We start from the raw sequence: 26,724 nt of genomic DNA on the forward strand, positions 1-26,724 counted from the left end.
CGGGCGCAGTATCTGCAGGACTGGATCGTCGATCCGGACTTCCCGCTGGTGTGGCGGCTGCAAAAGGACCTGGCCGGCTCCGGTGCGCTGGGTGACATCGGCGCGCACATCATCGACACCGCCCAGTTCATCACCGGCCAGCGCCTGACCCAGGTGTCGGGCCTGACCGAGACGTTCATCACCGAGCGACCGCTGGCCGACGCCTCGGCCGGACTGTCGGCCGACACCGGCAACGGCTCGGGGTCGGAGATGGGACAGGTCGACGTCGACGACGCGGCGTTGTTCATCGGCCGCCTCAGCGGTGGCGCGGTGGCGTCGTTCGAGGCGACCCGGTTCGCCACCGGGCGTAAGAACGCGTTGCGGATCGAGGTGAACGGGTCGAAGGCCAGTGTGGCGTTCGACTTCGAGGCGATGAACGAGTTGTGGTTCCACGATCACGCGTTGCCCGCCGAGGAGGCGGGGTTCCGCCGGGTGCTGGTCACCGAGGGCGGGCATCCGTACGCGGGGGCGTGGTGGCCGCCGGGTCATGGCCTGGGCTATGAGCACACCTTCACCCACGAGGTGAAGGACTTCGTCGAGGCGATCGCCGCCGGTGTCGCCCCGACCCCGTCGTTCGACGACGGGCTGAACGTTCAGCGCGTGCTGGAGGCGGTCGAGCGCAGCGCCGCCGACCACAGCCGTCTCACGGCGATCGAGGAGGTATGACGGAGCCCGCCATCCGTGGGGCGTACACCCCATGAGCGGGCCCCGTCACCCGGGTGGTGCGCGCGCGGACTGAGCTCGCGCGCCCACCACCCGGTTTACAAACTGTGACATGGAGGACATATGAGCAGGCCGATCACCTTGTTCACCGGCCAGTGGGCCGACCTGCCGTTCGAGGAGGTCTGCCGCCTGGCCTCGGGCTGGGGATACGACGGACTGGAGATCGCCTGCTGGGGCGACCACTTCGAGATCGACAAAGCCCTCGCCGACGACGACTACATCCCCCGCAAACAAGAACTCCTCGCCAAGCACAACCTGTCGGTCTACACCATCTCCAACCACCTGGTCAGCCAGGCCGTCTGCGACAACCCCATCGACGCCCGCCACCAGGGCATCCTGCCCGCCCGCATCTGGGGCAGCGGCGAGGCCGAGCAGGTCCGCCGCAACGCCGCCGAGGAGATCAAGAACACCGCCCGCGCCGCCGCCAAACTCGGCGTCAACACCGTGGTCGGCTTCACCGGCTCCTCCATCTGGCACACCGTCGCCATGTTCCCCCCCGTCCCACCCCAGATGATCGAAGACGGCTACGCCGACTTCGCCGACCGCTGGAACCCCATCCTCGACGTCTTCGACGAGGTCGGCGTGCGCTTCGCCCACGAGGTGCACCCCAGCGAGATCGCCTACGACTACCACACCACCGTGCGCACCTTGCAGGCCATCGGCCACCGCCCCGCGTTCGGCCTGAACTGGGACCCCTCCCACATGGTCTGGCAGGAGATCGACCCGGTCGCCTTCATCCTGGACTTCGCCGACCGCATCTACCACGTCGACTGCAAGGACGCCAAGGTCCGCACCGGCGACGGCCGCCGCGGACGGCTCGCCTCCCACCTGCCCTGGGCCGACCTGCGCCGCGGCTGGGACTTCGTCTCCACCGGGCGCGGCGACGTGCCCTGGGAGGACTGCTTCCGCGCCCTCAACGCCATCGGCTACGACGGGCCCATCTCCATCGAGTGGGAGGACGCCGGCATGGACCGCCTGGACGGCGCCCCCGACGCGCTGGCCGTCATCCGCAAGCTCAACGCCATCACCCCGCCCACCGCCGCCTTCGACGCCGCCTTCTCCTCGGAGTGAAGCTCTGATCGCGGCGCGCGGTGAGAACGGCCGGGCCACCGGTCCGCCCCGCTCAGGTGGGCGGACCGGTGGCCCGGCTCTCGAACGTGCCGATCCTCAGTCCAGGACGACGACCTGGCGCAGCACCTCGCCGCCCCTGAGCGCCGCCACGGCGTCGTTGAGGTCGGCCAGCTTGATGCGAGAGCTGATCATGCTCTCCAGGTCGAGCTTGCCCGCCTTGTAGAGCCCGGCGAGGAACGGGAAGTCGCGGCGGACGTCCGAGCCGCCGTACAGCGAGCTGAGGATGTTCTTGCCCTCGAACAGCAGGCTGAAGGCGCTCAGCGGGACGGTGTCGTCCACCGCGCCCGCGCCCACCACGATCGTGTCGCCGCCCCGGCGGGTCGCCTGCCAGGCCGTCATGATGGCGGCGGACTTGCCGACGGCCTCGAAGCCGTAGTCGAACCCGGCGCCGCCGGTGAGCGTGCCGACCGCGTCCATGAGCTGGTCCGGGGTGATGGCGTGGGTCGCGCCGACCTTCTTGGCGAGGGCGTGCTTGGACTCCAGGGGGTCGATCGCGAGGATCGTGGTGGCCCCGGAGATGCGGGCCCCCTGGATCACCGAGAGGCCGATGCCGCCCGCGCCGACCACGGCGACGGTCGAGCCCGCCCGCACCTTGGCCGTGTTCAGCGCCGCGCCGACGCCGGTGGTGATCCCGCAGCCGATCAGGGCCGCCGCCTCGAACGGCACGTCGGGGTCGACCTTGATCGCGCCCTGCCAGGGCACGACGATCTCCTCGGACCAGGTGCCGCACCCGGCCATGCCGAACGCCGGGGTGTCGCCGCCGTAGCGGAAGCGGGCGTTGACGAAGCTGTCCATCACGTACGTCATGCACAGGAACGGCTGGTTGACCAGGCAGTTCGCGCAGCTGCCGCAGGCGGGGGTCCAGTTGACGATGACGTGGTCGCCGGGCTGCACCGAGGTGACGTGGTCGCCGACCTCGACGACCTCGCCCGCGCCCTCGTGGCCGGGGATGATCGGCAGCGGCATGGGCAGCACGCCGCTGATCACCGACAGGTCCGAGTGGCAGACACCGGTGGCCCTGATCTTGACGCGGACATCCGACGGGCCTACCGGCGCGAGGGTGAAGTCGTCGCGGATGTCGAGCTTGTCGTCGCCGACGGCATGCAGAAGCGCACCACGCATGGGGGGTCCTCCTAGTTCTCCTCGAGGGAGAGGGCGGCTTTGGGACAGGACCGGACCGCGTGCCGGACGCGGTCCATCATCTCCGGCGGCGGCTCAGGCAGCAGCACGTGCAGCTGGTCGTCGTCGTCGAGCTCGAAGACCTCTGGGGCGAGTCCCATGCAGATCGCATTGGCCTCACAGACCAGATAGTCGACGTTGATTCTCATACGGGGCCTCCTAACCGGGAATGGCGAGCTTACGGTGATCCCAGGAGATCACTCGACTCGGCTCGACCACGAAGGCGACCCTCTTCCGGCCGGTGTAGGCCACGTATTCGGTGAGCAGCTCCTCCGCGTCGGGCATCCCGGCCATCCGTCTGGCCACGTTCATGCCGACGCCGAGGACGCCCTCGGGGTCGTCGATCCTCCGCGCGACCCCGTAGACCAGGACGCCGCGCAGGTCGGAGTATTCGTCCCCGGCCTCGATCAGGCAGCTCACCCGGGCGTCGCGCTGGATGTTGAGTGTCTTCTGCGCCTTGCCGTAGGTCCAGAACGAGATCCTGCCCTCGGTCAGCCCGTAGAACATGGTCACCATGTGCGGTGTCCCGTCGGGGTTGATCGTGCCGAGTTGCAGCTTCCGTGACTCGCCGACGAAAGCCGTCACCTCGTCGTCGGACATCACGATACGGGCGCGCTGGTTCACGGTGCAAAGTAGAACACGTTCCACAAGGTCGGGCAAGGGCATTCGGAATGTTGTTCGGTCTCGGTAGTCTGCTGCGATGAGCATCACCGCCATGCCGGCCGACCTGCTGTACATCGCCCAGCGCGCCAAGGGTTTCATGCCACACCAGGAGGGGATCGCGCTGTTCGAGACCGCCGCCGAGTACGGGCCACGCGGCCCGATCTGCGAGATCGGCAGCTACTGCGGGAAGTCCGCCGTCTACCTCGGGGCGGGGGCCCGGCAGGCCGGGTCCGTCGTCTTCACCGTCGACCACCACCGGGGCTCCGAGGAGATCCAGCCGGGCTGGGCCCACCACGACCCCACGCTGATGGACCTCCGCTTCGGCAAGATGGACTCGCTGCCCACGTTCCGCACCACCATCGCCTCCGCCGGTCTGGAGGACGAGGTCGTCGCGATCGTCGGCAGGTCCGAGCGCGTCGCCGCGCTGTGGAACACCCCGCTGGCGATGCTCTTCATCGACGGCGGCCACTCCGAGGACCCGGTGACCAAGGACTACGAGGGGTGGGCGCCGCACGTCATACCGGGCGGTGCCCTGGTCTTCCACGACATCTATCCGGATCCGGCCAGGGGAGGGCAGGCCCCGTACCGCGTCTACCAGCGGGTCCTCGCCTCCGGCGCGTTCAAGGAGGTCCGGCAGGAGGGCTCGCTGCGGGTGCTCGAACGGGTCGGTCCCGGTATCGGCTGAGCTCCCCGTACGGCACCGGCCGACCGGCGCCGGGCGGGCGGAGGCGGGTGCGCAGGGCCGCCCGGAGCCCCCGGCCCGCGCCGACGACCACCAGGGCGAGGAACAGCCCGTCGACGACGTGGAGCTGGACCAGCAGCCCGTAGGCCGCCGCCGTGGCCAGGCCGAACGCGACCTGGTCACGCGGCCTCGCCGGGGACGCGGCGGGGTCGGCGAGCACGTATCCGGTGTAGAGGGCGAAGGCCGTCCCGGTCATCGGCAGCAGGGCGCCGACCGTCGACATGTCGGTCAGCCCTCCCCTGACCAGCGCCTGCAGGACGAACCCGCCGGCCCAGCCGAGGACCAGCGGCAGCCTCCCCGCGAGCCTGGCGTTCACCGCCGTCCCCCAGGCCAGCACGGCCAGCGGCACGGCCAGGTCCAGCGGCCCCGAGACCCACGCGGTGAACTGGTACGCCGGAGCGAGGCCGGCCCACGGGACCAGCAGCGGCACGGCGACGACCCCGAAGGCCGCCGGGTTCAGGAACGGCCTGCCCGGCGCGTCCTCGGCGACCCGTCCCCTCCTCACCGTCTCCGGCGTCTCCCGCGCCCTGGGGACCCTCGGTGCCTGTGGTGCCGGCGTCTGTGGTGCCTGTGGCGCCTGTGGTGCCGCCACGCGGAAGACGTACGTGCCGCCGACGCCGACGAGGACGGCCAGCGCGACCGGCGTCAGGTGCCCGTTGCCGTACAGCAGCATCGCGCAGAGCAGGCCGCAGACGTAGGAGGGCAGGAAGAAGGCGGCGACCCGGGCGCGGGACACCCCGAGGTAGCGGGGCCGGCGCCGCCGCGACCACGCCTCCACGGTCTCCAGCGCGAACTCGGCGGTCACGCCGGTGAGCACGCCGACCACCGGCGCCAGGCAGGACTGCTCGAACCCGAGCACGGTGTGCCCGAGCACGGTGAGCACGGTGAGCGACTCCGCCGACCGCCGGAACGCCTCCTCCCGCCTCCGGCCGTTCTCATTCCGGCTGTGCGGGTTCCGGTCGTGCGGGTTCCGGTCGTCTCGTCCCGGGTCGGTGTTCATCGCCGCCGGATCTCCGAGGCGCGGCCGTCGGCGAGCAGGATCCGGTGCCACCCGGGCTCCAGGGACAGCGACGCGGTGCGGGCGCCGCCGCAGGCGTCCCTCCAGGAGATCTCGACGGGGACGGTGGCGCCCGGCAGGTCGTCGCCCAGGCCGAACAGCAGCTCGGGCGCGGAGACGCCGTTGTGGCCGTTGGCGGGGTAGAGCTGCCTGCTGCGCGTCACCCCGCCCGGCAGGCGCACCGTCGCCACGGCCCCGATGGCGGGCCGCGTCGGCCCGGGGCGCGCCTGCCCGGAGCGTGCCGGCCCGGGGCTCGCCGGTCCGGGATGTGCCGGCTCGGGGCTCGCCTGCCCAGGGTGTGCAGCCTCGGGGGGTGTCGTTCCGGAAGGTGCCGGTCCGGGGTGCGCCTGTCCCGTACGTGTCCGGGCGGGGGGTGTCGCGGGGGCCCCGCAGGCGCCCGCGGGAAGGCGGAGGCGCAGGCCCACGAACGGGGCCGTCGGGCCGTGGTTGCGGTAGAGCACCGACGCGGCCCACTGGTTGGCGACCGCGAAGTCCAGCCGCCCGTCGTCGTCGACGTCACCCACCGCGAACGCCCGGCTGACCGTGCCGCCATCACCTTCGCCATCACCCTCGCCGTCACCGTCACCGTCATCGTCGTCGCCGCTGACCCCGGCCCGCCGCGCCACGTCCACGTAGCGGCCGTCCGGGCCCCTGGTGAAGAAGGTGTTGGTGTCACGGCCGGAAAGGTCGTCCCCGGCCCGCAGGTCCGGCCACAGGGCGGGGCGGGAGAGGAGCAGGTCGTTGACCGACGCCGCCTCCCGCAGCCGCGCCCACCGGTCGGCCTCGCCCCTGACGAACCCGGTCGCGTGCATGATCTCGTCGATGCCGTCGTTGTCGAAGTCGGCGGCCTTGACGTCCCAGGACCAGCCGCTGCGGCTCAGCCCCAGCTCCTCGCCGAGGTCGTCGTACGGCGCGTGACCCTCGTGGAGCCCGCCGGGCCGGGACACGAAGGCGAAGTCGCCCTCGTACGGCGCGTGGTCGCCGGTGAGGTTGCTCACCAGGATGTCCGGCCTGCCGTCGGCGTTGAGGTCGGTGAAGGCCACCCCCATCCCCTTGAACGAGTCGTGGCCGAGGACCCGGGAGTGGGGGGTCGCCAGGTGCCGGGTGCCCCGTGCCTCGGTGAACCGGATCCTGCCGGGCACCGACTCGTTGACCAGCAGGTGGTCGGGGCCGAAGTCGTTGGCGACGTACAGTTCCGGCCGCCCGTCGCCGTCGAGGTCCTGGGTGCCCAGCGCGAGGGTCCAGCCCCCGCCCCCGGTCCGGCCCCCGACCTCGTCGAAGACCCCCTCGGCCTCGGTGAACAGCGCGGGTCCCGTCGCCCGGTAGAGCCGGTCGCCGCCCCCGTTGGCGGCGGCGGACAGCGAGTCGGGCATCACGGCGTCGCCGCGGTCGGCGCCGCCGCCCAGCACCCTGACGCCGTCGGGGAAGTAGTTGCCGAAGACGAGGTCGAGGCGGCCGTCCCCGTCGAAGTCACCGGCCGTGGCAGCGCTGGTGTTCCAGATCTCCGGTTCGCCGGTCAGCGCGCGGTGACGGAAGGCCGCGCCGGACGGGGGCGCCCCGGGCACGCGCAGGAACAGGGAGGGGGAGCGGCCCCAGTAGTAGACGACCAGGTCCTCCCAGCCGTCCTGGTCGAGGTCGGCGGGCAGGCACCCGGTGGGCGCCTCGTGCCGTCCGCGCTCCGGGGGGACCAGCGTGAACGGCCGGTAGGCGCGGGAGGTCCCCGGCGCGGGCCTGACCGTCACCGTGTCGCGGCGGGGATCGACCAGGCACAGGTCGTCGGCGACGACCTCGTCGTCCACGTCGAACAGGGCCACCCCGGCGCCCAGCGCCGACACCCGGCTCCGGAGGTTCGCGTATCCCGGCGCGACCGGCCGCAGGACGCGGTCACCGGGCTCCGCGGGCGGGCCCAGCCGCCTCGCGTGGAAGGAGAAGCCGGCGGACGCCTCCACGGCCGGGGTGTCCGGCAGGGCGGTCAGCCTCCACCCGGCGGTCGCGGCCACCAGGGCCAGGACTCCCGCCGCGTACCTGCGAACCCCCGGCACGGCTCCCCCCGCCCTCCACGTCTCGGTCATGAGTGGTCATGGGTCTTCATGGGTGTCATGAATCGCGGTCGCGCCGTGCCCAGGCCTTCCGGATCCCCGCCCGCCAGGCCTGGTAGTGGTCGTCGCTGTGCGCGTTGTGGCCCAGCGCGACGAGCGCGGTGTCGGTCCAGCCCGCCGCCTCGTCCACCTCGGCCCCGCACAGCGCGGGGGCGGCGGCGACGGTGTGCCCGGGGACGACGGCCGAGATCAGCCGGGCGGCGCAGGCGAGGGCGCAGCCCTGGGCGAGGTGGGCGCGGAAGCCGTCCTCGGCCGCGGCCGAGGCGAGCCGCCCCAGGTCCTCGATGCTCGCGCCCCCGGTGTACGTGGCGGCCAGGCCCACCCCGCTCCACAGGTCGGCGCGGCGCCCCGCGGGGAACTCGGCGACGCGCAGCACGACGTCGTCCGCCCCCGCGCACTCGTGGAACCAGAGCATCCGCCCCAGCCCCTGGTCGAAGATCGCCCGCCGCGTCCGGTCCATCAGCCCGGCCGTGCGCTGGCGTCCCACCGTCCGGTCGGAGGAGAAAAAACCCTGGTGGAAGCCGAAGCCGTCGTGGGCGAGCCAGCGCAGCAGCGGATGCACCGAGTGGACGCCCCACATCGGCCGCAGCCGCATGCGGGCGTACGCCCGGCCGGTGCCCATGTGGACGAGGTGCGGGTAGCGCAGGCCCTGCCCGCTCAGCAGCTCCCTGAGCCGGCGCCCGCCGGTGAGGGTGAGCACGTCGAGGGTGGCGCAGGCCATGCCCGCGCCCTCGTACGCGAAACCGCGCAGCTCCTCGTGGAGGTCGTCGATCCGCCCGGCCTCCCCGGCGACCACCGCGTTGAAGCCGGAGACGAACGCCTCTCCCGCGCCCTCCAGGAGCCCGCGCGCCGGCCCCAGCCGGAACCGCCGCACCCCGAACCCCATCCGGGCGGGGTCCTGCCACAGCAGCCGGGCCACGCCCTTCGGCCTGGCCGTGGTGAGGGACCTCAAAGGCTCCGGAGGGGGCGACGGGTCCGATGCCTCCAGCGGGCCGGAGGGTTCGGAGGGGTTCGAGGCTTCGGGCGGGTCGCAGGGATCCGCCGGGCTCGGGGGCTCGCGGTAGGACGGAGGGGAGGCCGGGGGGTGCTGAAGGTGCTGAAGGTCCTGAAGGTCCGGAGGGGCGGGAGGGAGTGGGAGGTCGACGAGGTCGGGAAGGCCCGGAGTGTCCGGTGCGCCGGGAGATCCCGGGGGATCCGGCGTGTCGGCGGCCTCGGTGCCGGTCCTCGCGTCGGCCGTCTCGGCGCCGTCGCCCTGAGTCACCGTCCGAGTGCCCTCCGCGTTACTCACGGACCCGAACGTAGTGAGCCGCCCCCGGCCCTTCAAGTACCGCGTTTCCGATTCCGTGCAAAGAATTCCGCGCGGGGAAACGAGGGGAAACCGCCGAAGGCCCGGCCGGGAGTCTCCGCCAGGACCGTCGATCGGGCCCGCGTCGCCCCGCGCGACCTGGCCGAGGTCGAGGTCGAGGTCGAGGCCGTGGCCGTGGCCGAGGTCGTGACGGGAGAGCTAGCCCAGGGAGCGGGCGTGGCTGCAGCCGCAGGCGGCGGTGGGCCGGTCGGTCACGTACGCGCCCGCGTCGCGGAAGATGCCCGAGGCCGGGGTGTGCCCGGCCAGCGCGTCGGCGGCGAGCACGACCGCGGCCGCGGTGTAGGCCGAGCGCTCGTGCGGGAAGTGCTTCTCGTTCACGAACTGCCAGCCGGTCCAGTACGAGCCGTCCTCGTGCCGCAGGTGCTGCATGTCCGAGAAGAGCCTCAGCGCCCGCTCCCGGTCGCCCAGGGCGTCGAGGGTCAGCACCAGCTCGCACGTCTCGGCACCGGTCACCCACGGCTGGTCGGAGACGCAGCGGATGCCGAGGTCCGGTTCCACGAACGTGTCCCACTCCTCGGCCAGACGCGCCTCCGCGGCCGGGCCGCGCACCGCGCCGCCCAGGATCGGGTAGTACCAGTCCATCGAGAAGCGGCTCTTGTCGGCGAACGCCTCGGGATGGGCGGCCAGCACGTGGCCGAGCTGGTCGGCGGCGAGCTCCCAGTCGGGCTGCGGGTCGCCCAGGTGCTCGCCGAGCAGCACGCCGCAGCGCAGCCCCTGGTGGACGGAGGCGCAGCCGGTCAGCAGGGCGTACCCGGCGGGCCTGCCGTCGGCCGCGCGCTCCCAGACGATCTCACCCCGGGTGGTCTGCAGGCCGACCACGAAGTCCAGCGCGGCCCGGACGACCGGCCACATCCGCCGGGCGAAGTCCTCGTCCCCGGTCACCAGCAGCTCGTGCCAGACGCCGACCGCGACGTACGCGGCGTGGTTGGACTCCCCGCCCTGCTCGACGGCCTCGCCCCCGACCAGCTTCATCGGCCAGGAGCCGTCGGCCCGCTGCGTGCGGACCAGCCAGTCGTACCCCCGGCGGACCGGGCCGGTCAGTCCCGCCACGCTCATCGCCATCAGGCACTCGATGTGGTTCCAGGCGTCCACGTGCCCCTCGGGCCACGGGACGCCGCCGTCGGGCTCCTGCACCGCCGCGATGCTCCGGGCGGTCTGGACGAGGTGCTCCCACTCCACGGAGGCGCTCACCGGTTCCCCTCCGAAGCTCACGCAGGCTTCCGGACGTAGAGCACCACGCTCTTGCCGATGAGCGGGTTGAGCACGGCCTCGGCGATCCTGGTCGCGGCGGGGCGCTTCATGATGTCCCAGACCAGCAGCTCGTGGTACGCCTTGGCCAGCGGGTGGTCGTCGTTGCCGACGCCGACCGCGCACTTGATCCACCAGTACGGCGCGTGCAGGCCGTGGGCGTGGTGGTGCGGGCCGACGGTGAAGCCCGTCGACTTGAGCTTCGCGCTCAGCTCGGCCAGCGTGTAGATGCGGACGTGCCCGCCGGGGGCGGTGTGGTACGCCTCGTCGAGCGCCCAGCAGATCCGTTCGGGCAGGAAGCTCGGCACGGTGACGGCCGCCTGGCCGCCCGGCTTGAGCACCCGGAAGATCTCGCGCATCGCGGCCATGTCGTCGGGGATGTGCTCCAGCACCTCGGCCGCGATCACCCGGTCGAAGCTGCCGTCCTCGAACGGCATGTCGAGCGCGTCGCCCGTCACGGTGTCGCCCGTCGCCTCCGGCGGCACCTCCCCGGCCTTGTCCATCGCGGCGAACATGCTCGCCACGCCCTCCAGCTCCCTGGCGTCCATGTCGAAGGCCACCACGTCGGCGCCGCGCCGCAGCACCTCGAAGGCATGCCGTCCGCCGCCACAGCCCAGGTCCAGGACTCGGTTCCCCGGTCCCACGGGCAGCCGGTCGAAGTCGACAGTCAGCACTCGCCGCTCCTCTTCACGTCTTCACAGGTGATCGTTCGGGGGTGGCTCACTTCGCGCGGCGGGCCCGGATGGCCTCGTGGTAGGCCTCCACGGTCCGCTTGGCGACGACGTTCCAGGTGTAGCGCTCCATCACCCGGTCGTAGCCCTTCCTGCCCACCGCGGCCCGCTCCTCGGGGGAGTCGTGCAGGCGGCGCAGTACGGCGGCCAGTTCCTCGGGGTCGCCCGGCGCCACCTGCACGGCGGCGTCGCCGACGACCTCGGGCAGCGCCCCGGTGCGGCTGGCGACCAGCGGGGTGCCGCAGGCCATGTGCTCGACGGCCGGGAGCGAGAAGCCCTCGTACAGGGAGGGGACGACCGAGATCTCCGAGGTGGCGATCAGCTCGCCCAGCTCGGTGTCGGAGATGCCGTGGACGAACTTGACCCGGTCGTGCAGCGCCAGCTCGGCGACGAGCTTCTCGGTCGGGCCGCCGGGGGTGGGCCTGCTGACCACGGTGAGGTTCACGTCGCGCTCGGTGGCGAGCTTCGCCACCGCCCGCAGCAGCGTCGCGACGCCCTTCATCGGGGAGTCGGCGCTGGCCACCGCGACGATGGAGCCGGGCCGCTTGGGCATCTCCGGGCGCGGGTGGAAGTAGCGGGTGTCGACGCCCAGCGGGATGAGCCGCATGTTCTTCTGCGGCACGTTGAAGTCGCGGTGGATGTCGGCGAGGGAGGACTCGCTGACGGTCAGGATCGGGTTGAGCCTCGGCGCGACCTTGGCCTGCATGCGGACGAAGCCGTACCAGCGCCGCATCGGGAACTTCTTGCGCAGCGTCGCGGCCTTCAGCTCGATGCGCCGGTCCACGCTGATCGGGTGGTGGATGGTCCCGACCACCGGGAACAGCTTCTGGATGCCGAGCACGCCGTAGCCGAGGGTCTGGTTGTCCTGCACGACGTCGAAGTCGCCGACGCGCTTCTTCAGCTCGCGGTAGGCCCGCAGGCTGAAGGTGAGCGGCTCGGGGAACCCGGCGGTCCACATGGTGCCGACCTCGAGCAGGTCGATCCAGTCGCGGTACTCGCCCGGCTTGGGGGTGCGGAAGGGGTCCTCGTCGCGGTACAGGTCCAGGCTGGGGACCTTGGTGAGGACGACGCCCTCGTCGAGCTCCGGGTAGGGCTGGCCGGAGAAGACCTCCACGCTGTGCCCGAGGGCGACCAGCTCGCGGCTGAGATGACGCAGGTAGACACCCTGCCCACCACAGGTCGGCTTGCTGCGGTACGACAGCAGCGCGACGCGCAGTGATTCAGCACCCGGCACGGCAACCCCCTTCTCAACCTGTCCGAAAAGGGGACAGGTACCGTGAAAGATGACCTTAGTCCTCGGACCCTACCATTCCTGGGCGCTGTTGCACTCGATGTGGAATTGTTCCTAGATCGTGCCTCACGGCGTGCGAACTGGGAAGTTAGCCTTACCGAGCGTGATTCGGTGTAACGCGTTCTAGGTGTGCCGCGGGGTGATGGTGCCCCGTCGGGAGGTCTGCGGGTACATTCGCCATCAAACGGCACAAGACCAGGCATAGGTCGCCGCCCCCGCAAGCGAGGAGGACGCGTTGGCCAGGCGCGCGCTGATCACCGGTATCACCGGGCAGGACGGTTCCTATCTGGCCGAGTGCCTGCTCAATCAGGGCTACGAGGTCTCAGGCCTGGCCCGAGGGCAGGCGAACCCCCGCGTATCGCGGCTGCGCAAGCTTCTCCAGGACGTCCAGCTCGTCCGGGGCGACCTGCTCGACCAGGGCTCGCTGATCTCCGCCGTCGAGAAGGTCCAGCCCGACGAGGTCTACAACCTGGGCGCCATCTCGTTCGTCCCCATGTCGTGGGAGCAGGCCGAGCTCACCGCCGAGGTGACCGGCATGGGCGTGCTGCGCATGCTGGAGGCCATCCGGGTCTGCTCCGGCATCTCCTCCTCGCGCACGGTGGCCGGGTCGGACCAGATCCGCTTCTACCAGGCCTCCTCCTCGGAGATGTTCGGCCAGGTCCGCGAGACCCCGCAGACCGAGATCACCCCCTTCCACCCCCGCTCGCCGTACGGCGTGGCCAAGGCGTACGGGCACTTCCTGACGCAGAACTACCGCGAGTCGTACGGCATGTACGCGGTCTCGGGGATCCTGTTCAACCACGAGTCCCCGCGCAGGGGGGCCGAGTTCGTCACCAGGAAGGTGACGCTCGGCGTGGCCAGGATCAAGCTCGGCCTCGCCTCCGAGCTGCGGCTGGGCAACATGGAGGCGCGCCGCGACTGGGGCTTCGCCGGGGACTACGTCCGCGCAATGCACCTGATGCTCCAGGCGGCCACGCCCGAGGACTACGTGATCGGCACCGGCCGCACCCACACCGTCCGCGACCTCGTGGAGGCCGCCTTCACCGCGGCCGGGCTCGACTGGGAGCGGTACGTGGTCACCGACCAGACCCTGCACCGGCCCGCGGAGGTCGACCTGCTCTGCGCCGACCCGAAGAAGGCCCGCGTCCAGCTCGGCTGGGAGCCCACGGTCACCTTCGAGGAGCTCGTGGCGATGATGGTCGAGGCGGACGTGAAGCTGCTCTCCGAGGGCGGCGACCCCGACCAGGACTCCTCCTGGCCCTGAGCCTTCCCTGTCCCGATCCTTCCGCTTCTGGGCCGGCCCCGTACCCCCTGCTGGAACGACGCCGGGTGGCCGGCCCGGGTCGCTCCCGCCTGACCTGACCCGGCGGGTTCCCGTTCACTAGACGAACCGGAGCGTCTCGTCTTGACGGCGTGCGTGAAAGGGGCGATGCTGTATCCAACGGCGAGACGGTACGTATCGTTTCCCGTGACCCCCGGAAGATCCGGAAAAATCCTGACAGAGGAGAAACCATGTCCCGACGTGCGCACATAGCGATGGTCAGCATCCCCGCGCCGGGCCACGTGAACCCGAGCATCGAGGTGATCAGGGAGCTGGTGGCGCGGGGACACCGGGTGACCTACGCCAACGACCCCTCCTTCGCCGAGGTGGTCACCGGCGCCGGGGCCGAGCTCGTCCCCTACGCCTCGACCCTGCCCATGGGCGACACCGCCGAGTGGCCGGAGGACGTGATCGCCCAGCTCGACGTCTTCCTCGGCGACGCGATCTCGATGCTGCCGCAGCTCCGGGCCGCGTACGAGAACGACCGTCCCGACCTGTTCCTCTACGACATCGGGGGATACACCGCCCGGGTGCTCGCGGAGAACTGGGACATCCCCCTGATGCAGCTCTCGCCGACGTACGTGGGCTGGGAGGGCTACCGGGAGGACATGGCGCCGATGCGCGAGGAGCTGAGGAGGGCTCCCGGCGGGGCCGAGCACTACCGGCGGTTCGAGGAGTGGCTGCGAGACAACGGCATCCACGGCATCGACTCCGACGACTTCGGGGGCCGCCCGCCCCGGGCGCTCGCGCTCATCCCGAAGGTCATGCAGCCCAACGCCGACCGGGTCGATCCCGCCCGGATCACCTTCACCGGGCCCTGCTTCGCCACCCGCTCCCACCAGGAGCCGTGGACCCGCCCCGAGGGAGCGGAGAAGGTGTTGCTCGTCTCCCTGGGGTCGGCCTTCACCAACCAGCCGGGCTTCTACCGCTCGTGCCTGGCGGCCTTCGGCGACCTGCCCGGCTGGCACGTCGTCCTCCAGGTCGGGAAGTTCGTGGACCGGGCGGAACTCGGCGTGATCCCCGCCAACGTCGAGGTGCACTCCTGGGTGTCGCAGCTCTCGATCCTGGAGCGGGCCGACGCGTTCGTCACCCACGCGGGCATGGGCGGCACCCAGGAGGGCCTGTACTGCGGCGTCCCGATGATCGCCGTCCCGCAGGCCGCCGACCAGTTCGGCAACGCCGACAGGCTCGTGGAACTCGGGGTCGGCCGCCGGATCGACACCGGCGAGGCCACCCCCGAGGCGCTGCGCGCCGCCCTGCTCGACCTCACCTCCGACCCGGAGGTGGCGGCGCGGCTGGCGAAGCTCCGGGACGAGGTCCGGGGCGAGGGGGGCACCACCCGCGCGGCCGACCTGATCGAGGAGCTGCTGGAGAAGGGGTCCGCGCCGCGCGCGACCTCCTGAGCCGGTGCCCGGACCGGCTCGGAGGTCGGCTCGGAGGTCGGCTCCGTGACCGGCTCCGCGATCGGTTTCGAGGTCGGCTCCGTGATCGGCCCTGAGGCCGGTTCCCGGGCCGGTTCCGGGGTCGATTCCCGGGCCGGTTACGGGGTCAGCGGGCGGTGGTGCGGCCCGCGAGGCGCTCGTGGCGCTGCTTGGCGGCCTGGGGGGTGGCGAGGCCGAGACCGAACGCGATCTCCTGCCAGGTGAGGCCGCGACCCCGCGCCACGAGGAGGAGCGACGCCTCCAGCTCGTCCATCTCCGCGCGGGCCCGGGGCAGGAGGGTGAGGGCGGCGGTGATGTCGGCGTGGTCCACCTCCGGCTCGCCCTCCTCCGGATGGGCGGCGCCGCTCAGCAAGAACGTCACGAGCCTGACGGCCTCGTGGGGGCCGAGGACCGTGGGATGGACCTGCCGGAGGCGCCGGCCCTCGTCGGACGCGTGGCGCTCGGCGATGCGCGAGAGGGAGGCGTACTCGCGGTGCGCCCTGGTCAGGGCCGGGTCGGGGGGCGTGAAGGGGTCGGACGACCCGTCGTGGGAAGCGGTCATGCGACCAGGATGCGCTAATAAACGCTCCGTTGTCAACGTGAAGCTTTCAACAACTTGTTTAAAGACGATGCGGGGATCGCTCAAGAGGGGGTCGGGGGGAGGGCCGCGGCGATGCAGTCGAGGACGCGCTCCAGCCCGTTCCGGAACTGCTCGTCGCGGCTCAGGTGCGGCTGGCGGGCCTGCATCACGATCTTGGTGAAGATCGGGTACTCCCCGCTGCTCAGCAAGTGGTTGACGCGCGAGGAGCTCCGCGTCATCCACTCCGACTCGCTGAGCCCGCTGCGGCGGACCTCCTCGGCCCAGCTGACCTCTTCGCGGGCGGCGCCCTCGATGTAGCCGTTCAGCAGGGCCATGAGGCCGAGGTTCTCGTCGATGGAGACGTGGGCGTCGAGGACGCCTATCACCCGTTCGATCAGGAGCAGCTGGTTGGGGCCGAAGCTGGGGAGCGACCGCTGCACGGTGGCGATCCACGGGTGCCGCAGCCACATCGCCCGCAGCCCCTCGGCGTAGCGCGTCAGGTCCGCGCGCCAGTCACCGGAGGGCAGTCCCGTGACGTCGATCTCGCCCTGCAGGTGGTCGGCGATGAGCTCGACGAGGTCGTCGCGGCTCGGGACGTACCGGTAGAGGGACATCGCGCCCGCGCCGATCTCGGCGGCGATCCGCCGCATGGTGGCGGCCTCCAACCCCTCGGCGTCGGCGATCCGGATCGCCGCCTCGGTGATCCGCGCGCGGCTGTAGGCCGGTTTCGGCCCTCGGGCCGGGCGCTCGGGCCGCATCCAGATGCTCACGTACTCGGCGTCGGTCACCGTCCCACCCCCTACTTGCGTACATGGTACCCAGTAATTTACCCTGGCCGTCATAACCGAGTACAACGTACCCAGTTAGGGGAATCATGACGGATCCGATCGTGGTCGCCGAGGGGCTGCACAAGTCCTTCGGCGACGTCCACGCCCTGCGCGGCCTGGACTTACGGGTTCCGAGGGGGACGGTCTGCGGCGTGCTGGGCCCGAACGGCGCGGGGAAGACGACCGTGGTGCGCATCCTGGCGACCCTGTCCGATCCCGACGCCGGGCACGCCAGCATCGGCGGACACGACGTCGTCCGCGAGGCAGGCGAGGTGCGGGCCATGATCGGGCTCGCGGGCCAGTACGCCGCCGTGGACGAGAAGCTCACCGGCCGTGGCAACCTGCGCATGTTCGGGCGCCTCTGTCACCTGTCCCGGCGCGAGGCGCACCGGCGGGCCGACGAGCTGCTCGAACGCTTCGGCCTGATGGACGCCGCCGACCGGCAGGTCACCGGCTACTCCGGCGGCATGCGGCGCCGCCTCGACCTGATCACCAGCCTCATCCTGCGCCCCGAGGTGCTCTTCCTGGACGAGCCGACCACCGGCCTGGACCCGCGCAGCCGCGGCGAGATCTGGGACAGCGTCCGCGAGCTGGTGGCGGACGGCACCACGGTGCTCCTCACCACGCAGTACCTGGAGGAGGCCGACCGGCTGGCCGATGACATCGCCGTCGTCGACCACGGGCGAGTGATCGCCACCGGCACCCCCGACGAGCTGAAGGCCACGATCGGGGACCGCCTCGACGTCGTCCTCGAGGACCCGGCCGCGCTGCGCCCGGCGGCGACCGTGCTGAACGCCCTGACCGGGAACGATCCCACGACGACGGGCGCCGACCGGCTCAGCGTCGTCCTGCCCGGCGGCGGCCCGCGGCTCGCGGACATCGTGCGCGAGCTCGACCGCGCCGAGGTCGCCGCGGCCGACGTGCGGCTGCGCCGCCCCACCCTCGACGAGGTGTTCCTGCGCCTCACCGACCGGAAGGAGCCGGCCCGATGACCGGCCTCGCCCCGCCGCCGGGCCGCCGCCTGCGGTGGACGTTCACCGACGGGCTGACCCTGGTCGGCCGCGAGCTGGGACGGCTGCGACACGATCCCGGCGAACTCGTCGCGGCGCTGATCTTCCCGGCCGTCATGGTGGTGCTGTTCGGGTACGTCTTCGGCAGCGCGATCCAGGTGCCGGACGGCGGCGACTACCGCGAGTACCTCATGCCCGGCCTGTTCGCGATGGTGACCTTCTCCGCGGTGATGGGGGTCATGACGCGGATGGCCGCCGACGCCTCCCGCGGTGTGATGGACCGGTTCCGCTCCATGCCGATGGCGCGCCTGGCGGTGCCGTTCGGGCAGACCGGCGCCGACTCCCTGATCGGCCTGCTGATGCTGGCCGTCATGGTGGGCGCGGGCCTGCTGGTGGGCTGGCAGCCGCACCGCGGCCCGATCCCCACGGCCCAGGCGTTCCTGCTGATGATCGTGCTGCGGTACGCGCTGAGCTGGGTGGGCGTCTACGTGGGCCTGGTGGTGAAGAACGAGCGGTCCGCCGACGCGATGGTGCCGCTGTTCCTGCCGTTCACGATGCTGTCCAACTCGTTCGTCCCGACCGAGGGCATGCCGGGCTGGCTGCGGTTCCTGGCCGACTGGAACCCGGTGAGCGCGCTCACCGCCGCCTCCCGGGAGCTGTTCGGCAATCCGGGCGTCCCGTCCGGGGACGTGGCCTGGCCGCTCGCGCATCCGGTGGCCGCGGTCCTGCTCTGGGCGGTCGCGCTGCTGGCGGTGTTCGTCCCGCTGTCGGTCCGCGCCTACCGGCGCAGAGGACGGTGAGAGTCCGCCCCGGTGGGCCGAGGAGGACGGTGAGAGCCCGCGCTTACCGGCGCGGAGGGCGGTGAGAGCCCGCCCCGGCGGGCCGAGGAGGACGATCGGAGGTCTGCCGCGCGGCGGTGAGGTCCCGTCCGGCACCTCTTCCTCCCCCGCCCGGCACCGGTGAACGGGGGAGGGGCCGCGCCGGGGGCCACGGATCGGAGCCGGGCCTCAAGCGACGGACCTCAGGCGACGGAGACCGGCAGGTCCTTGATGCCGTTGATGAAGTTGGAGCGCAGGCGGCGGGCCTCTCCGGCCTGCTCCAGGCCGGGCAGCCGCTCGGCCAGCACCTCGAACAGGACCCGCAGCTCCAGCTTGGCGAGGTGGTTGCCCAGGCAGAAGTGCGCCCCGCCGCCGCCGAAGCCGATGTGCGGGTTGGGGTCGCGGCCGATGTCGAAGACACCGGGGTCGGCGAACACCTCCTCGTCGCGGTTGGCGGAACTGTAGAAGATCACGACCTTGTCGTCGGCCTTGATCTCCTGCCCGCCGATCGTCGTGTCGGTGGTGGCCGTACGGCGGAAGAGGTTCACCGGGGCGACCCAGCGGACGATCTCGTCGGCCGCGGTGCGGGCGAGGGCGGGGTCGGCGACCAGCCGCCGCCACTGCTCGGGGTTCTCGAAGAAGGCGAGCATGCCGCCCGAGGCCGCGTTGCGGGTGGTCTCGTTGCCCGCCACCACGAGCAGCAGCACGAACAGGTCGAACTCCTCCTCGGTGAGGGTCTCCCCGGCCGCGTCGGGCATGATCAGCTTGGTGACGATGTCCTCGCGGGGCTGCGCGCGCCGCTCGGCGGCCAGGGCGTTGGCGTACGCGTAGACCTCCATCGCCGCGTTCGTGCCCTCTTCGGGGTCGGCCGCGTAGTCGGGGTCCTCGGCGCCGATCATCTGGTTGGACCAGTTGAAGATCTTGTCACGGTCCTCGACGGGGGCGCCGAGCAGCTCGCAGATCACGTACAGCGGCAGCGGGGCGGCGATGTCCCTGACGAAGTCGACCGAGCCGCGTCCCTTGGCCTCGTCCACCAGCTCGTGGCAGATGTCGCGGATGTGCCCCTCCAAGGCGCCCATCATGCGCGGGGTGAACCCCCGGTTGACCAGGGAGCGCCGCCGGGTGTGCTCCGGCGGGTCCTGGTTGAGCATCATCATCCGCTGGAGCGCGATCGTGTCCTCGGGGACCTCGTTGAAGAGCGCGAGCCTCCTGCTCGACGAGAACAGGTCGGAGCGGCGGGAGACCTGCACCACGTCGGCGTGCTTGGTGACCGCCCAGAAGCCCGGCCAGCCCCGCTCCTCGTCACCCGGGTGCGCGTAGACCGGCGCGTTCGCCCGTAGCCAGGCCAGCTGATCGTGAGGCGCGCCGTTCCGCCAATAGAAGTCCTGGTCGACCAGATCGATATCCATTGGTCCTCCTGCGAGCCGGGTCGGCGTTCTCGTGACGCGATGACACGGTTCATTGTCGGTGCGGCCTGGGGGTGCGGTCAGCGGCGTACCCTACCGGTTCGCCGGGAATCCATCGCGAACGCGGTGATGACGGGACCTTCCGATGTTCCCGTCTCCCGTCCGGGGCACGCCGAGTCACCAAGCGCTTGATCAGGCGTTTGGCGATTCTTCTTTCTGAAACGTGTTCTATTACGGCGGGGCGGCCTCGTCAAGTTGGGACCCCCTCGGCCACCCGTACGGCCGCGCACGGCCGTGAGGCCCGGGACGCGTGCGCGTCCCGGGCCTCACGGGATGGGATTCGGGATCGGCCCCGTCAGGAGACCGGGGATGGATCGCGTACGGGAAGGTGGACGGAAGCGCGCGGGATCAGAACGCGATGTCGCGCCAGGTGCCCACCTCCGCGGCGGTGAGGGCCTTGGGCAGGATGGCCATCCGGTCGACCGCGCCGGTCAGGCGCTGGCCGCCGTCCTGGTCGGCGGCGAAGCGCAGCGGCCGGGCGGTGCAGCCGGTGATGCCGTCGGTGGTGGCGTTGCCGCCGCCGACCCGGACGCCGTCGACGTAGGTGTTGATCGCGCCGTTGCGGTTCATGGTGACGACGAGGTCGATGTAGCGGCCGGTCGGGATCGCCCCGCTCAGCCCCACGTTCTGCCCGGCGCCGATGAAGCGCAGGGTGTTGGAGGGGGTGAGGTCGATGATGATCCCGTCGGTGCCGGGGTTGCCGCCCGGCTGGGAGTCGAAGAGCCTCCGGTAGCCGGTCCCCCCGATCTTGACCTCGGCCGCGAACGTCGCCTCGGGCATGTAGCCCAGCAGCGTGCTCGCCGTGCTGAGGTAGGTCGAGCCGTTCAGGACCAGCCCGCTGCCGCTCGGGGCGGTGGCGTCGTAGGTCGCCGTGCCGACGACGTTGGCGTTCCTGCCGCTGCCGGAGCTGTCGGTGACGGTCGTGCCCGACGTCGGGTCCCAGGCGACGACGGCCCTGTCGGCCGGCGGGGTGACGCACGGGTTGAGGCCGACGGCGGCGGAACTGCCCGCCTTCCAGCCGTCGCCCGAGAGTTCCGCCGCGATCCGCGCGGACCTGGTCCCGTTCGCGGGGCCGACGGCCACGGCGAACGAGAAGGTCTTCGGGTCGCCCGGCGAGACGGCGGGCACCTGGACCGAGGCGGGGGTGGAGGTCCAGCCCTGCGGGAGGGTGAGGGCCAGCGTGCCGGCGGGCACGTCCTTCGTGCCCGGCGCGGTGACGGTGACGGTGACCGGGATGGTCTCGCCGGCGCCCGCGATCACGGGTGCGGTGATCTTGACGGTCACCCCGTTGACGATCGTGTAGGACTCCCCGTCCTTGGCGTCGATGGTGATGACGTCGCCGTCGCGGGGCGGGTTGATCGTCTTACCGCTCTCGTCCTCGACGTGGTAGAGGCCGTTGAGCATGGAGGCGCGGACCTTGAGGGGGCCGGACCTTCCGGCGTGCACGGTGACCTTGTCGGCGTTGCCGTCCTTCCACGAGGCGTCCACGGTCGCGTCGCCCCGGGCGCGCAGGCCGGTGACCGAGCCGTTGGACCAGGCCGACGGCAGCGCGGGCAGGACGTGGATCGTGTCGTGCTGGCTCTGCAGCAGCATCTCGGCCATGCCGGAGGTGGCGCCGAAGTTGCCGTCGATCTGGAACGGCGGGTGGGTGTCCCACAGGTTGTCCAGCGTGGAGCTCTTGAGCTGCTCGCTGAGCATCTTGTGCGAGTGGTCGCCGTCCAGCAGGCGGGCCCAGAAGTTGATCTTCCACGCCTTGCTCCAGCCGGTGCCGCCGTCGCCTCGCGCGGTGAGCGAGATCTTGGCCGCCTCGGCCTCCGGGGTGCCGGCCGTGATCTGCCGTCCGGGGTGCAGGGCGAAGAGGTGGGAGACGTGCCGGTGGTCGTTGCGCGGGTCGTCCAGGTCGGCCTTCCACTCCTGGAGCTGTCCCCAGGAGCCGATCCGGATGCCCGGGTCGAGCTTGTCCAGCGCGGCCTGCAGCTCGGCCTGGAAGGGCTTGTCGTTCTTCAGCTCCTTCGCCGCCTCCAGGGTGTTGGTCAGCAGGTCGTAGACGATCTGCTGGGACATCGAGGCGCCCGCCGTGAAGTCGCCCTGCTCGGGGGAGTAGCTGGGGGAGACCACGAGCTTGCCGTCACGCGGGTCGGTGTAGAGGTTGTCCAGCCAGAACTCGGCCGCGCCCTTCATCACCGGGTACGCGGTGCTGCGCAGGTACTTGTTGCTGCCGCTGAAGCGGTAGTGGTCGTACATCTGCTGGGTCAGCCACGCCGCCGCGTCGGGGAACCAGAACGAGGTCGCCCAGTTGTGCACGCCGGTGAAGCCGAACGGGTTGGTCTCGTTGTGCACCACCCAGCCGCGCGACTTGAACATCTCCTGCGCGGTCTTCTGGCCGGGGGCGACCATCGACTGGACGTACTTGTCGTACGGCTCGGTCGTCTCGGCGAGGTTGGTCTGCTCGGCGAGCCAGTAGTTCATCTGCAGGTTGATGTTGACGTGGTAGTCGGCCGACCAGGGTGGGTTGGTGGAGTTGTTCCACACGCCCTGCAGGTTGGCCGGGAGCGACCCCTCCCTGGAGGAGGAGATCAGCAGGTAGCGGCCGTAGGCGAAGAACAGCGCCTCCAGCGCCCGGTCGTCGGTCGAGGCGCCGCCGGTGTACGCCGCGCGCAGCCTGTCGGTCGGGATGGCCGGAGCCTTCTGCCCGAGGTCCAGCTTGACCCGGTCGAACAGGTTCCGGTAGTCGGTCAGGTGCTTGGACTTGAGCCCCTCGTACGACCTGCCGGCGGCCGCGTCGACCGCCGCGGTGACCTTGGCGTGCGGGTCGACGGTCCGGTAGGTCGGGTAGACGTCGGAGTAGTCGGTGCCCGCCGACAGCACGAACATCGCGCTGTTGGCGCCGGTGACGGTGATCCTGTCGGTGCCGTCGGTGCGGGTGCCGCCCTGGGTGACCACCTGGACCTGCGACTCGAACTTCATGCCGTTGTCGGCGAGCACGCCCTTGACGGTGAGGCGGCCCTTGGAGACCGAGACCTGCTTGTCGTTGCGGGGCGAGGAGGTCCGCAGCGTGAAGGAGACTTTACCGGCCTTGTCAGCGGAGATCCGGCCGACGACGACGTTGCTGGGGTGGCTGGCGAAGTACTCGCGGGAGTAGGTCACCCCGTCCGCGGTGTAGCCGACCTTGGCGACCGCGTCGCGCAGGTTCAGCTCCCGCCGGTAGCCGCTCGCGGCGCCCGCGGGGAGCTGGGGCATGTCCAGCCAGAGGTCCCCGAAGGTCTGGTAGGAGCCGAAACCGCTCTTGGGCTGTCCCAGCTTGGCCGCCACCGCCTCGGGGGACATCTTGCCGTCACGGTCGATCTGCGCCCTGACCTCGGCGATCGCGTTCGGCCTGGGGGAGGTCCAGTTGCCGAAGTCGTAGTTGTTCGCGCCGGGGCCGCCGGTCCACAGGGACTTCTCGTTGAACTGGATCTGCTCGCTGTTCACTCCGCCGAACACCATGGCGCCCAGCGCGCCGTTGCCGATCGGCAACGCCTGGGTCTCCCAGTCGGTGGCCGGTTTGTCATACCAGAGTGTCAAATCATCGGGTGTATCTAGCTGTGTCACGTTAGTTGACAACTCTGCGTTAGCCGAACTCTGGCCGTATAACCCGGTGGCAAGGGTGAGGGCGGCGAGGAGGGCGACGCCGAGACGTCGTCGTGGGGGGCGGGGCAACGGATTCCTCCGATCACAGGGCGGGACTGTTTCAAGGAGATAGCACCGAAATTCCGCCGTAACAAGCCTCATCCTCCGATGTTTATCGACGATTGATCACTTTTGTGCCTCTCACCACCGCGAACGTCCTAGATGATCTCTGTTTCCGCCCGCGCGAGGAAATCCGATGACCGGAGGTCAAAGTTCGGGAGGGATCCGGTATAACCCCTGCAAGCTGCGGTTTCTCCTCGATAACGGATCGGACGTATCGGCCTGTGAGGGGTTGACACCGAGGTTCGGCGTCGTTCAGCATCACGAGACAAGACATCCGATGTATCAACGAAGGGTGCGGTGTGAAGCTGCTGCGAGTGGGACCCGTCGGCCAGGAGCGACCGGCCGTCCTGGACGGGGCCGGTAACCTCCGCGAAATCTCGGAAGAGATCGACGGGGCTTTCTTCGCTTCCGGGGGAGTGGCTCGTGTCCGAGAGGCGCTGGAGCGGGACGAGCTTCCCGTGCTGGACGCCGAGGGGCTGCGGATCGGCGCCCCGATCGCGCGGCCAGGGAAGATCGTGTGCATCGGGCTCAACTACCGCGACCACGCGGAGGAGACGAACGCCGCGATCCCGGCCGAGCCGGTCGTCTTCATGAAGGCTCCCAACACGGTCGTCGGGCCCAACGACGAGGTGCTCATCCCCAGGGAGAGCGTGAAGACCGACTGGGAGGTCGAGCTCGCCGTCGTCATCGGCGAGACGGTCCGCTACGTCGAGACGCACGAGGAGGCGCTGTCCAAGATCGCGGGCTACGCCATCTCCAACGACGTCTCCGAGCGCGAGTTCCAGCTGGAGCGCGGCGGCCAGTGGGACAAGGGCAAGTCCTGCGAGACCTTCAACCCGCTCGGCCCCTGGCTGGTCACGGCCGACGAGATCGCCGACCCGCAGTCCCTGGGCCTGCGCCTGTGGGTGGACGGCGCGCAGTTCCAGAACGGCGACACCAAGAACATGATCTTCACCGTGGCGGAGGTCGTCCGCTACCTCAGCCGGTTCATGGTCCTCGAACCCGGTGACCTCATCAACACCGGCACCCCGGCGGGCGTCGCTCTCGGGCTGCCCGACAAGCCGTACCTGCGGGCCGGGCAGATCGTGGAGCTGGAGATCGACGGCCTCGGGAGCCAGCGACAGACCGTGGGGCAGGCATGAGCGACATCATCGACACCCGCGAGGACGCGCCGGTCGAAGCCGTCGTGGCCGAGACCACCGAGGTCGCCGAGGGAGTCCTGGCCGGGGTGGGCGCGTACCGCATCACCTCGATGGAGACCCACGACATCCGCTTCCCCACCTCGCTGGAGCTCGACGGCTCCGACGCGATGAACCCCGACCCCGACTACTCGGCCGCCTACCTGGTCCTGCGGACCGACGACGGCTTCGAGGGCCACGGCTTCGCCTTCACCATCGGGCGCGGCAACGAGGTGCAGACCGCCGGGATCAGGGCGCTGGAGCCGTACGTGCTCGGCAGGGACGTCGAGGACATGGGCGCGCTCTGGAAGGACATGGTCCACGACTCCCAGCTGCGCTGGCTCGGCCCGGAGAAGGGCGTCATGCACATGGCGATCTCCGCCGTGGTCAACGCGCTCTGGGACCTCAAGGCCAAGCGGGCGGGCAAGCCGCTCTGGCTGCTGCTCGCCGAGATGTCCCCCGAGGAGCTCGTCGCGCTCGTCGACTTCCGCTACCTCACCGACGCGCTCACCCCGCAGGAGGCGCTGGACATCCTGCGCGCCGCCGAGCCCGGCAGGCGCGAGCGCGTGGCCCACCTGCGCGAGCACGGCTACCCGGCCTACACGACCTCCCCGGGCTGGCTCGGCTACGGCGACGACAAGCTGCGCCGCCTGTGCAAGGAGGCGATGGACGAGGGCTTCACCCAGATCAAGCTGAAGGTCGGCGCCGACCTGGAGGACGACAGGCGGCGGATGCGCATCGCCCGCGAGACCTGCGGCGAGGACTTCCCCATCGCGATCGACGCCAACCAGCGCTGGGACGTCGGCTCCGCCATCGCCTGGGTGAACGCCCTCGCCGAATTCCGCCCGCACTGGGTGGAGGAGCCGACCAGCCCCGACGACGTGCTCGGCCACGCCGCCATCGCCCGGGGCATCGCGCCCATCCCGGTGGCCACCGGCGAGCACGTCCAGAACCGCATGGTCTTCAAGCAGCTGCTGCAGGCCGAGGCGATCTCCTACCTGCAGATCGACGCGGCCCGCGTCGCGGGCGTGAACGAGAACGTCGCGATCCTGCTGCTCGCCGCCAAGTTCGGCGTCCCGGTCTGCCCGCACGCGGGCGGGGTCGGCCTGTGCGAGCTGGTGCAGCACCTGTCGATGTTCGACTACGTCGCGGTGAGCGGCTCGATGGAGGGCCGGGTGATCGAGTACGTCGACCACCTCCACGAGCACTTCGTCGACCCCGTGGTCATCGAGAACGGCGCCTACGCCGCGCCGGCCCGGCCCGGTTTCGGAGCGGCCATGCACGCCGCCTCGATCATCGACTACACCTATCCCGACGGCCCGGTATGGAGGTCCCTCAATGGGTGAGTTCGACGGGCTGCGCGCCCTGGTCACCGGTGGCGGCTCCGGCATCGGCCTGGCCACCGCCACCCTGCTCGCCGAGCGGGGCGCGAGAGTGGCCTCCCTCGACATCAACTCCTCCGGTGGCCCGTTCGTCGAGGTCAAGGCGGACGTCACCGACGAGGAGGCGGTCCGTTCGGCCGTCGCACAGGCCGTCGAGCAGCTCGGCGGCCTGGACATCCTGGTCAACAACGCCGGGATCGGCGCCGCCGGGACGGTCGAGGACAATCCCTACGAGGAGTGGTCCAGGGTCCTGGACGTCAACGTCCTGGGCATCGTCCGGGTCACCCGGGCGAGCCTGCCGTACCTGCGCCGCTCGGCGCACGCCGCGATCGTCAACACCTGCTCGATCGCGGCGACGGCCGGACTGCCCCAGCGGGCGCTCTACAGCGCGTCCAAGGGGGCCATCCTGTCGCTGACCCTGGCGATGGCGGCCGACCACGTCCGCGAGGGCATCCGGGTCAACTGCGTCAACCCCGGCACCGCCGACACCCCCTGGGTGCAGCGTCTGCTCGACGCGGCCGAGGACCCGGCGGCCGAGCGGGCGGCACTGGAGGCCCGTCAGCCGACGGGCCGCCTGGTGAGCGCCCCCGAGGTCGCCGCGGCGATCGCCTACCTCGCGAGCCCGCTCGCGGCGGCCACCACCGGCGCGGCCCTGGCCGTGGACGGCGGTATGCAGGGGCTCAGGCTCCGGCCGAAGTCATGACCGGGCTCCACGTGTCG

At 71.1% G+C, this 26,724-nt stretch carries 23 protein-coding genes; 10 read left to right on the forward strand and 13 right to left on the reverse strand.

Annotation, left to right across the window (positions count from 1 at the left end; all coding sequences use genetic code 11):
- A partial coding sequence (locus ABT053_RS13595) for a Gfo/Idh/MocA family protein (RefSeq protein WP_350969280.1) occupies nt 1-705 on the forward strand: 705 nt, incomplete at its 5' end.
- 120 nt (nt 706-825) lie between these two features.
- Nucleotides 826-1,833, forward strand: coding sequence for a sugar phosphate isomerase/epimerase family protein (locus ABT053_RS13600; protein ID WP_350969281.1), 1,008 nt, complete (start codon nt 826-828; stop codon nt 1,831-1,833).
- Between the two features lie 96 nt (nt 1,834-1,929).
- On the opposite strand, the gene ABT053_RS13605 is transcribed toward ABT053_RS13600, so the two are convergent.
- From ABT053_RS13605 to ABT053_RS13615, 3 genes are read right to left on the reverse strand one after another with little or no spacing between them, the layout of a single operon-like run.
- Nucleotides 1,930-3,015, reverse strand: a complete 1,086-nt coding sequence (locus tag ABT053_RS13605; RefSeq protein WP_350969283.1) for an alcohol dehydrogenase catalytic domain-containing protein — start codon at nt 3,013-3,015, stop codon at nt 1,930-1,932.
- An 11-nt stretch (nt 3,016-3,026) separates the two neighbouring features.
- Nucleotides 3,027-3,221, reverse strand: coding sequence for a ferredoxin (locus ABT053_RS13610; RefSeq protein ID WP_350969285.1), 195 nt, complete (start codon nt 3,219-3,221; stop codon nt 3,027-3,029).
- A 10-nt stretch (nt 3,222-3,231) separates the two neighbouring features.
- On the reverse strand, nt 3,232-3,696 hold the full coding sequence (locus ABT053_RS13615) for a pyridoxamine 5'-phosphate oxidase family protein (RefSeq protein ID WP_350969287.1): 465 nt from the start codon (nt 3,694-3,696) through the stop codon (nt 3,232-3,234).
- 76 nt (nt 3,697-3,772) lie between these two features.
- Here ABT053_RS13615 and ABT053_RS13620 point away from each other — a divergent pair, with 76 nt between their 5' ends.
- Complete coding sequence (locus ABT053_RS13620; RefSeq protein WP_350969288.1) at nt 3,773-4,420, forward strand: class I SAM-dependent methyltransferase; 648 nt, start codon at nt 3,773-3,775, stop codon at nt 4,418-4,420.
- On the opposite strand, the gene ABT053_RS13625 is transcribed toward ABT053_RS13620, so the two are convergent.
- The 6 genes from ABT053_RS13625 to ABT053_RS13650 all read right to left on the reverse strand — a co-directional run bounded on the left by ABT053_RS13625 (nt 4,356) and on the right by ABT053_RS13650 (nt 12,212).
- On the reverse strand, nt 4,356-5,477 hold the full coding sequence (locus ABT053_RS13625; RefSeq protein ID WP_350969289.1) for an enediyne biosynthesis protein UnbU: 1,122 nt from the start codon (nt 5,475-5,477) through the stop codon (nt 4,356-4,358). The genes ABT053_RS13620 and ABT053_RS13625 overlap by 65 nt on opposite strands.
- Nucleotides 5,474-7,606, reverse strand: a complete 2,133-nt coding sequence (locus ABT053_RS13630; protein WP_350969290.1) for an FG-GAP repeat domain-containing protein — start codon at nt 7,604-7,606, stop codon at nt 5,474-5,476. Before ABT053_RS13630 ends, ABT053_RS13625 begins: the two co-directional genes overlap by 4 nt.
- Nucleotides 7,607-7,631: 25 nt before the next feature.
- Nucleotides 7,632-8,585 (reverse strand): DUF1702 family protein, encoded by a 954-nt coding sequence (locus ABT053_RS13635; protein WP_350969291.1) that lies wholly within the window; start codon nt 8,583-8,585, stop codon nt 7,632-7,634.
- Between the two features lie 552 nt (nt 8,586-9,137).
- Entirely contained in the window at nt 9,138-10,190 is a 1,053-nt protein-coding gene (locus ABT053_RS13640; RefSeq protein WP_350969292.1) for a prenyltransferase, read from the reverse strand.
- A gap of 17 nt (nt 10,191-10,207) precedes the next feature.
- Entirely contained in the window at nt 10,208-10,921 is a 714-nt protein-coding gene (locus ABT053_RS13645) for a class I SAM-dependent methyltransferase (RefSeq protein WP_350969293.1), read from the reverse strand.
- A 46-nt stretch (nt 10,922-10,967) separates the two neighbouring features.
- A complete protein-coding gene (locus tag ABT053_RS13650) occupies nt 10,968-12,212 on the reverse strand; it encodes a glycosyltransferase family 4 protein (RefSeq protein WP_350969294.1) in 1,245 nt (414 codons plus the stop codon).
- Nucleotides 12,213-12,504: 292 nt separating this feature from the next.
- On the opposite strand from ABT053_RS13650, the gene ABT053_RS13655 reads away from it, so the two are divergent.
- Nucleotides 12,505-13,533: a GDP-mannose 4,6-dehydratase gene (locus tag ABT053_RS13655; protein ID WP_350969295.1), complete on the forward strand. Its 1,029-nt coding sequence runs from the start codon at nt 12,505-12,507 to the stop codon at nt 13,531-13,533.
- A gap of 248 nt (nt 13,534-13,781) precedes the next feature.
- Nucleotides 13,782-14,993, forward strand: a complete 1,212-nt coding sequence (locus tag ABT053_RS13660; RefSeq protein ID WP_350969296.1) for a macrolide family glycosyltransferase — start codon at nt 13,782-13,784, stop codon at nt 14,991-14,993.
- 145 nt (nt 14,994-15,138) lie between these two features.
- Here ABT053_RS13660 and ABT053_RS13665 read toward each other — a convergent pair whose 3' ends face one another.
- Complete coding sequence (locus ABT053_RS13665; protein ID WP_350969297.1) at nt 15,139-15,573, reverse strand: DNA-binding protein; 435 nt, start codon at nt 15,571-15,573, stop codon at nt 15,139-15,141.
- Nucleotides 15,574-15,653: 80 nt separating this feature from the next.
- Entirely contained in the window at nt 15,654-16,379 is a 726-nt protein-coding gene (locus ABT053_RS13670; protein WP_350969298.1) for a TetR/AcrR family transcriptional regulator, read from the reverse strand.
- An 86-nt stretch (nt 16,380-16,465) separates the two neighbouring features.
- On the opposite strand from ABT053_RS13670, the gene ABT053_RS13675 reads away from it, so the two are divergent.
- Together ABT053_RS13675 and ABT053_RS13680 are read left to right on the forward strand one after the other, a co-directional pair.
- Entirely contained in the window at nt 16,466-17,410 is a 945-nt protein-coding gene (locus ABT053_RS13675; RefSeq protein WP_350969299.1) for an ATP-binding cassette domain-containing protein, read from the forward strand.
- A complete protein-coding gene (locus ABT053_RS13680) occupies nt 17,407-18,228 on the forward strand; it encodes an ABC transporter permease (RefSeq protein ID WP_350969300.1) in 822 nt (273 codons plus the stop codon). The genes ABT053_RS13675 and ABT053_RS13680 overlap by 4 nt, the downstream gene beginning before the upstream one ends.
- Before the next feature lie 221 nt (nt 18,229-18,449).
- Here ABT053_RS13680 and ABT053_RS13685 read toward each other — a convergent pair whose 3' ends face one another.
- The gene (locus ABT053_RS13685; RefSeq protein ID WP_350969301.1) at nt 18,450-19,655 is read right to left on the reverse strand and encodes a cytochrome P450; all 1,206 of its coding nucleotides are present in this window, start codon (nt 19,653-19,655) and stop codon (nt 18,450-18,452) included.
- A gap of 405 nt (nt 19,656-20,060) precedes the next feature.
- Complete coding sequence (locus tag ABT053_RS13690) at nt 20,061-23,276, reverse strand: glycosyl hydrolase family 95 catalytic domain-containing protein (protein ID WP_350969302.1); 3,216 nt, start codon at nt 23,274-23,276, stop codon at nt 20,061-20,063.
- A 467-nt stretch (nt 23,277-23,743) separates the two neighbouring features.
- On the opposite strand from ABT053_RS13690, the gene ABT053_RS13695 reads away from it, so the two are divergent.
- From ABT053_RS13695 to ABT053_RS13705, 3 genes are read left to right on the forward strand one after another with little or no spacing between them, the layout of a single operon-like run.
- Nucleotides 23,744-24,586, forward strand: a complete 843-nt coding sequence (locus ABT053_RS13695) for a fumarylacetoacetate hydrolase family protein (protein WP_350969304.1) — start codon at nt 23,744-23,746, stop codon at nt 24,584-24,586.
- Nucleotides 24,583-25,968, forward strand: coding sequence for an L-fuconate dehydratase (locus ABT053_RS13700; RefSeq protein ID WP_350969305.1), 1,386 nt, complete (start codon nt 24,583-24,585; stop codon nt 25,966-25,968). Before ABT053_RS13695 ends, ABT053_RS13700 begins: the two co-directional genes overlap by 4 nt.
- The gene (locus ABT053_RS13705; RefSeq protein WP_350969306.1) at nt 25,961-26,707 is read left to right on the forward strand and encodes an SDR family NAD(P)-dependent oxidoreductase; all 747 of its coding nucleotides are present in this window, start codon (nt 25,961-25,963) and stop codon (nt 26,705-26,707) included. The genes ABT053_RS13700 and ABT053_RS13705 overlap by 8 nt, the downstream gene beginning before the upstream one ends.
- Nucleotides 26,708-26,724 lie beyond the last annotated feature (17 nt).

The sequence above is a fragment of the Streptosporangium sp. NPDC002524 genome (assembly GCF_040295985.1).
Lineage (GTDB): Bacteria > Actinomycetota > Actinomycetes > Streptosporangiales > Streptosporangiaceae > Streptosporangium.

What these genes read in the sequence shown, in the direction of transcription:
- ABT053_RS13600 (WP_350969281.1), top strand. Translation starts at nt 826, where the DNA reads ATGAGCAGGCCGATCACCTTGTTCACCGGCCAGTGGGCCGACCTGCCG.
- ABT053_RS13605 (WP_350969283.1), bottom strand. Translation starts at nt 3,015, where the DNA reads ATGCGTGGTGCGCTTCTGCATGCCGTCGGCGACGACAAGCTCGACATC.
- ABT053_RS13610 (WP_350969285.1), bottom strand. Translation starts at nt 3,221, where the DNA reads ATGAGAATCAACGTCGACTATCTGGTCTGTGAGGCCAATGCGATCTGC.
- ABT053_RS13620 (WP_350969288.1), top strand. Translation starts at nt 3,773, where the DNA reads ATGAGCATCACCGCCATGCCGGCCGACCTGCTGTACATCGCCCAGCGC.
- ABT053_RS13625 (WP_350969289.1), bottom strand. Translation starts at nt 5,477, where the DNA reads ATGAACACCGACCCGGGACGAGACGACCGGAACCCGCACGACCGGAAC.
- ABT053_RS13630 (WP_350969290.1), bottom strand. Translation starts at nt 7,606, where the DNA reads ATGACCGAGACGTGGAGGGCGGGGGGAGCCGTGCCGGGGGTTCGCAGG.
- ABT053_RS13660 (WP_350969296.1), top strand. Translation starts at nt 13,782, where the DNA reads ATGTCCCGACGTGCGCACATAGCGATGGTCAGCATCCCCGCGCCGGGC.
- ABT053_RS13665 (WP_350969297.1), bottom strand. Translation starts at nt 15,573, where the DNA reads ATGACCGCTTCCCACGACGGGTCGTCCGACCCCTTCACGCCCCCCGAC.
- ABT053_RS13675 (WP_350969299.1), top strand. Translation starts at nt 16,466, where the DNA reads ATGACGGATCCGATCGTGGTCGCCGAGGGGCTGCACAAGTCCTTCGGC.
- ABT053_RS13680 (WP_350969300.1), top strand. Translation starts at nt 17,407, where the DNA reads ATGACCGGCCTCGCCCCGCCGCCGGGCCGCCGCCTGCGGTGGACGTTC.
- ABT053_RS13685 (WP_350969301.1), bottom strand. Translation starts at nt 19,655, where the DNA reads ATGGATATCGATCTGGTCGACCAGGACTTCTATTGGCGGAACGGCGCG.
- ABT053_RS13700 (WP_350969305.1), top strand. Translation starts at nt 24,583, where the DNA reads ATGAGCGACATCATCGACACCCGCGAGGACGCGCCGGTCGAAGCCGTC.
- ABT053_RS13705 (WP_350969306.1), top strand. Translation starts at nt 25,961, where the DNA reads ATGGGTGAGTTCGACGGGCTGCGCGCCCTGGTCACCGGTGGCGGCTCC.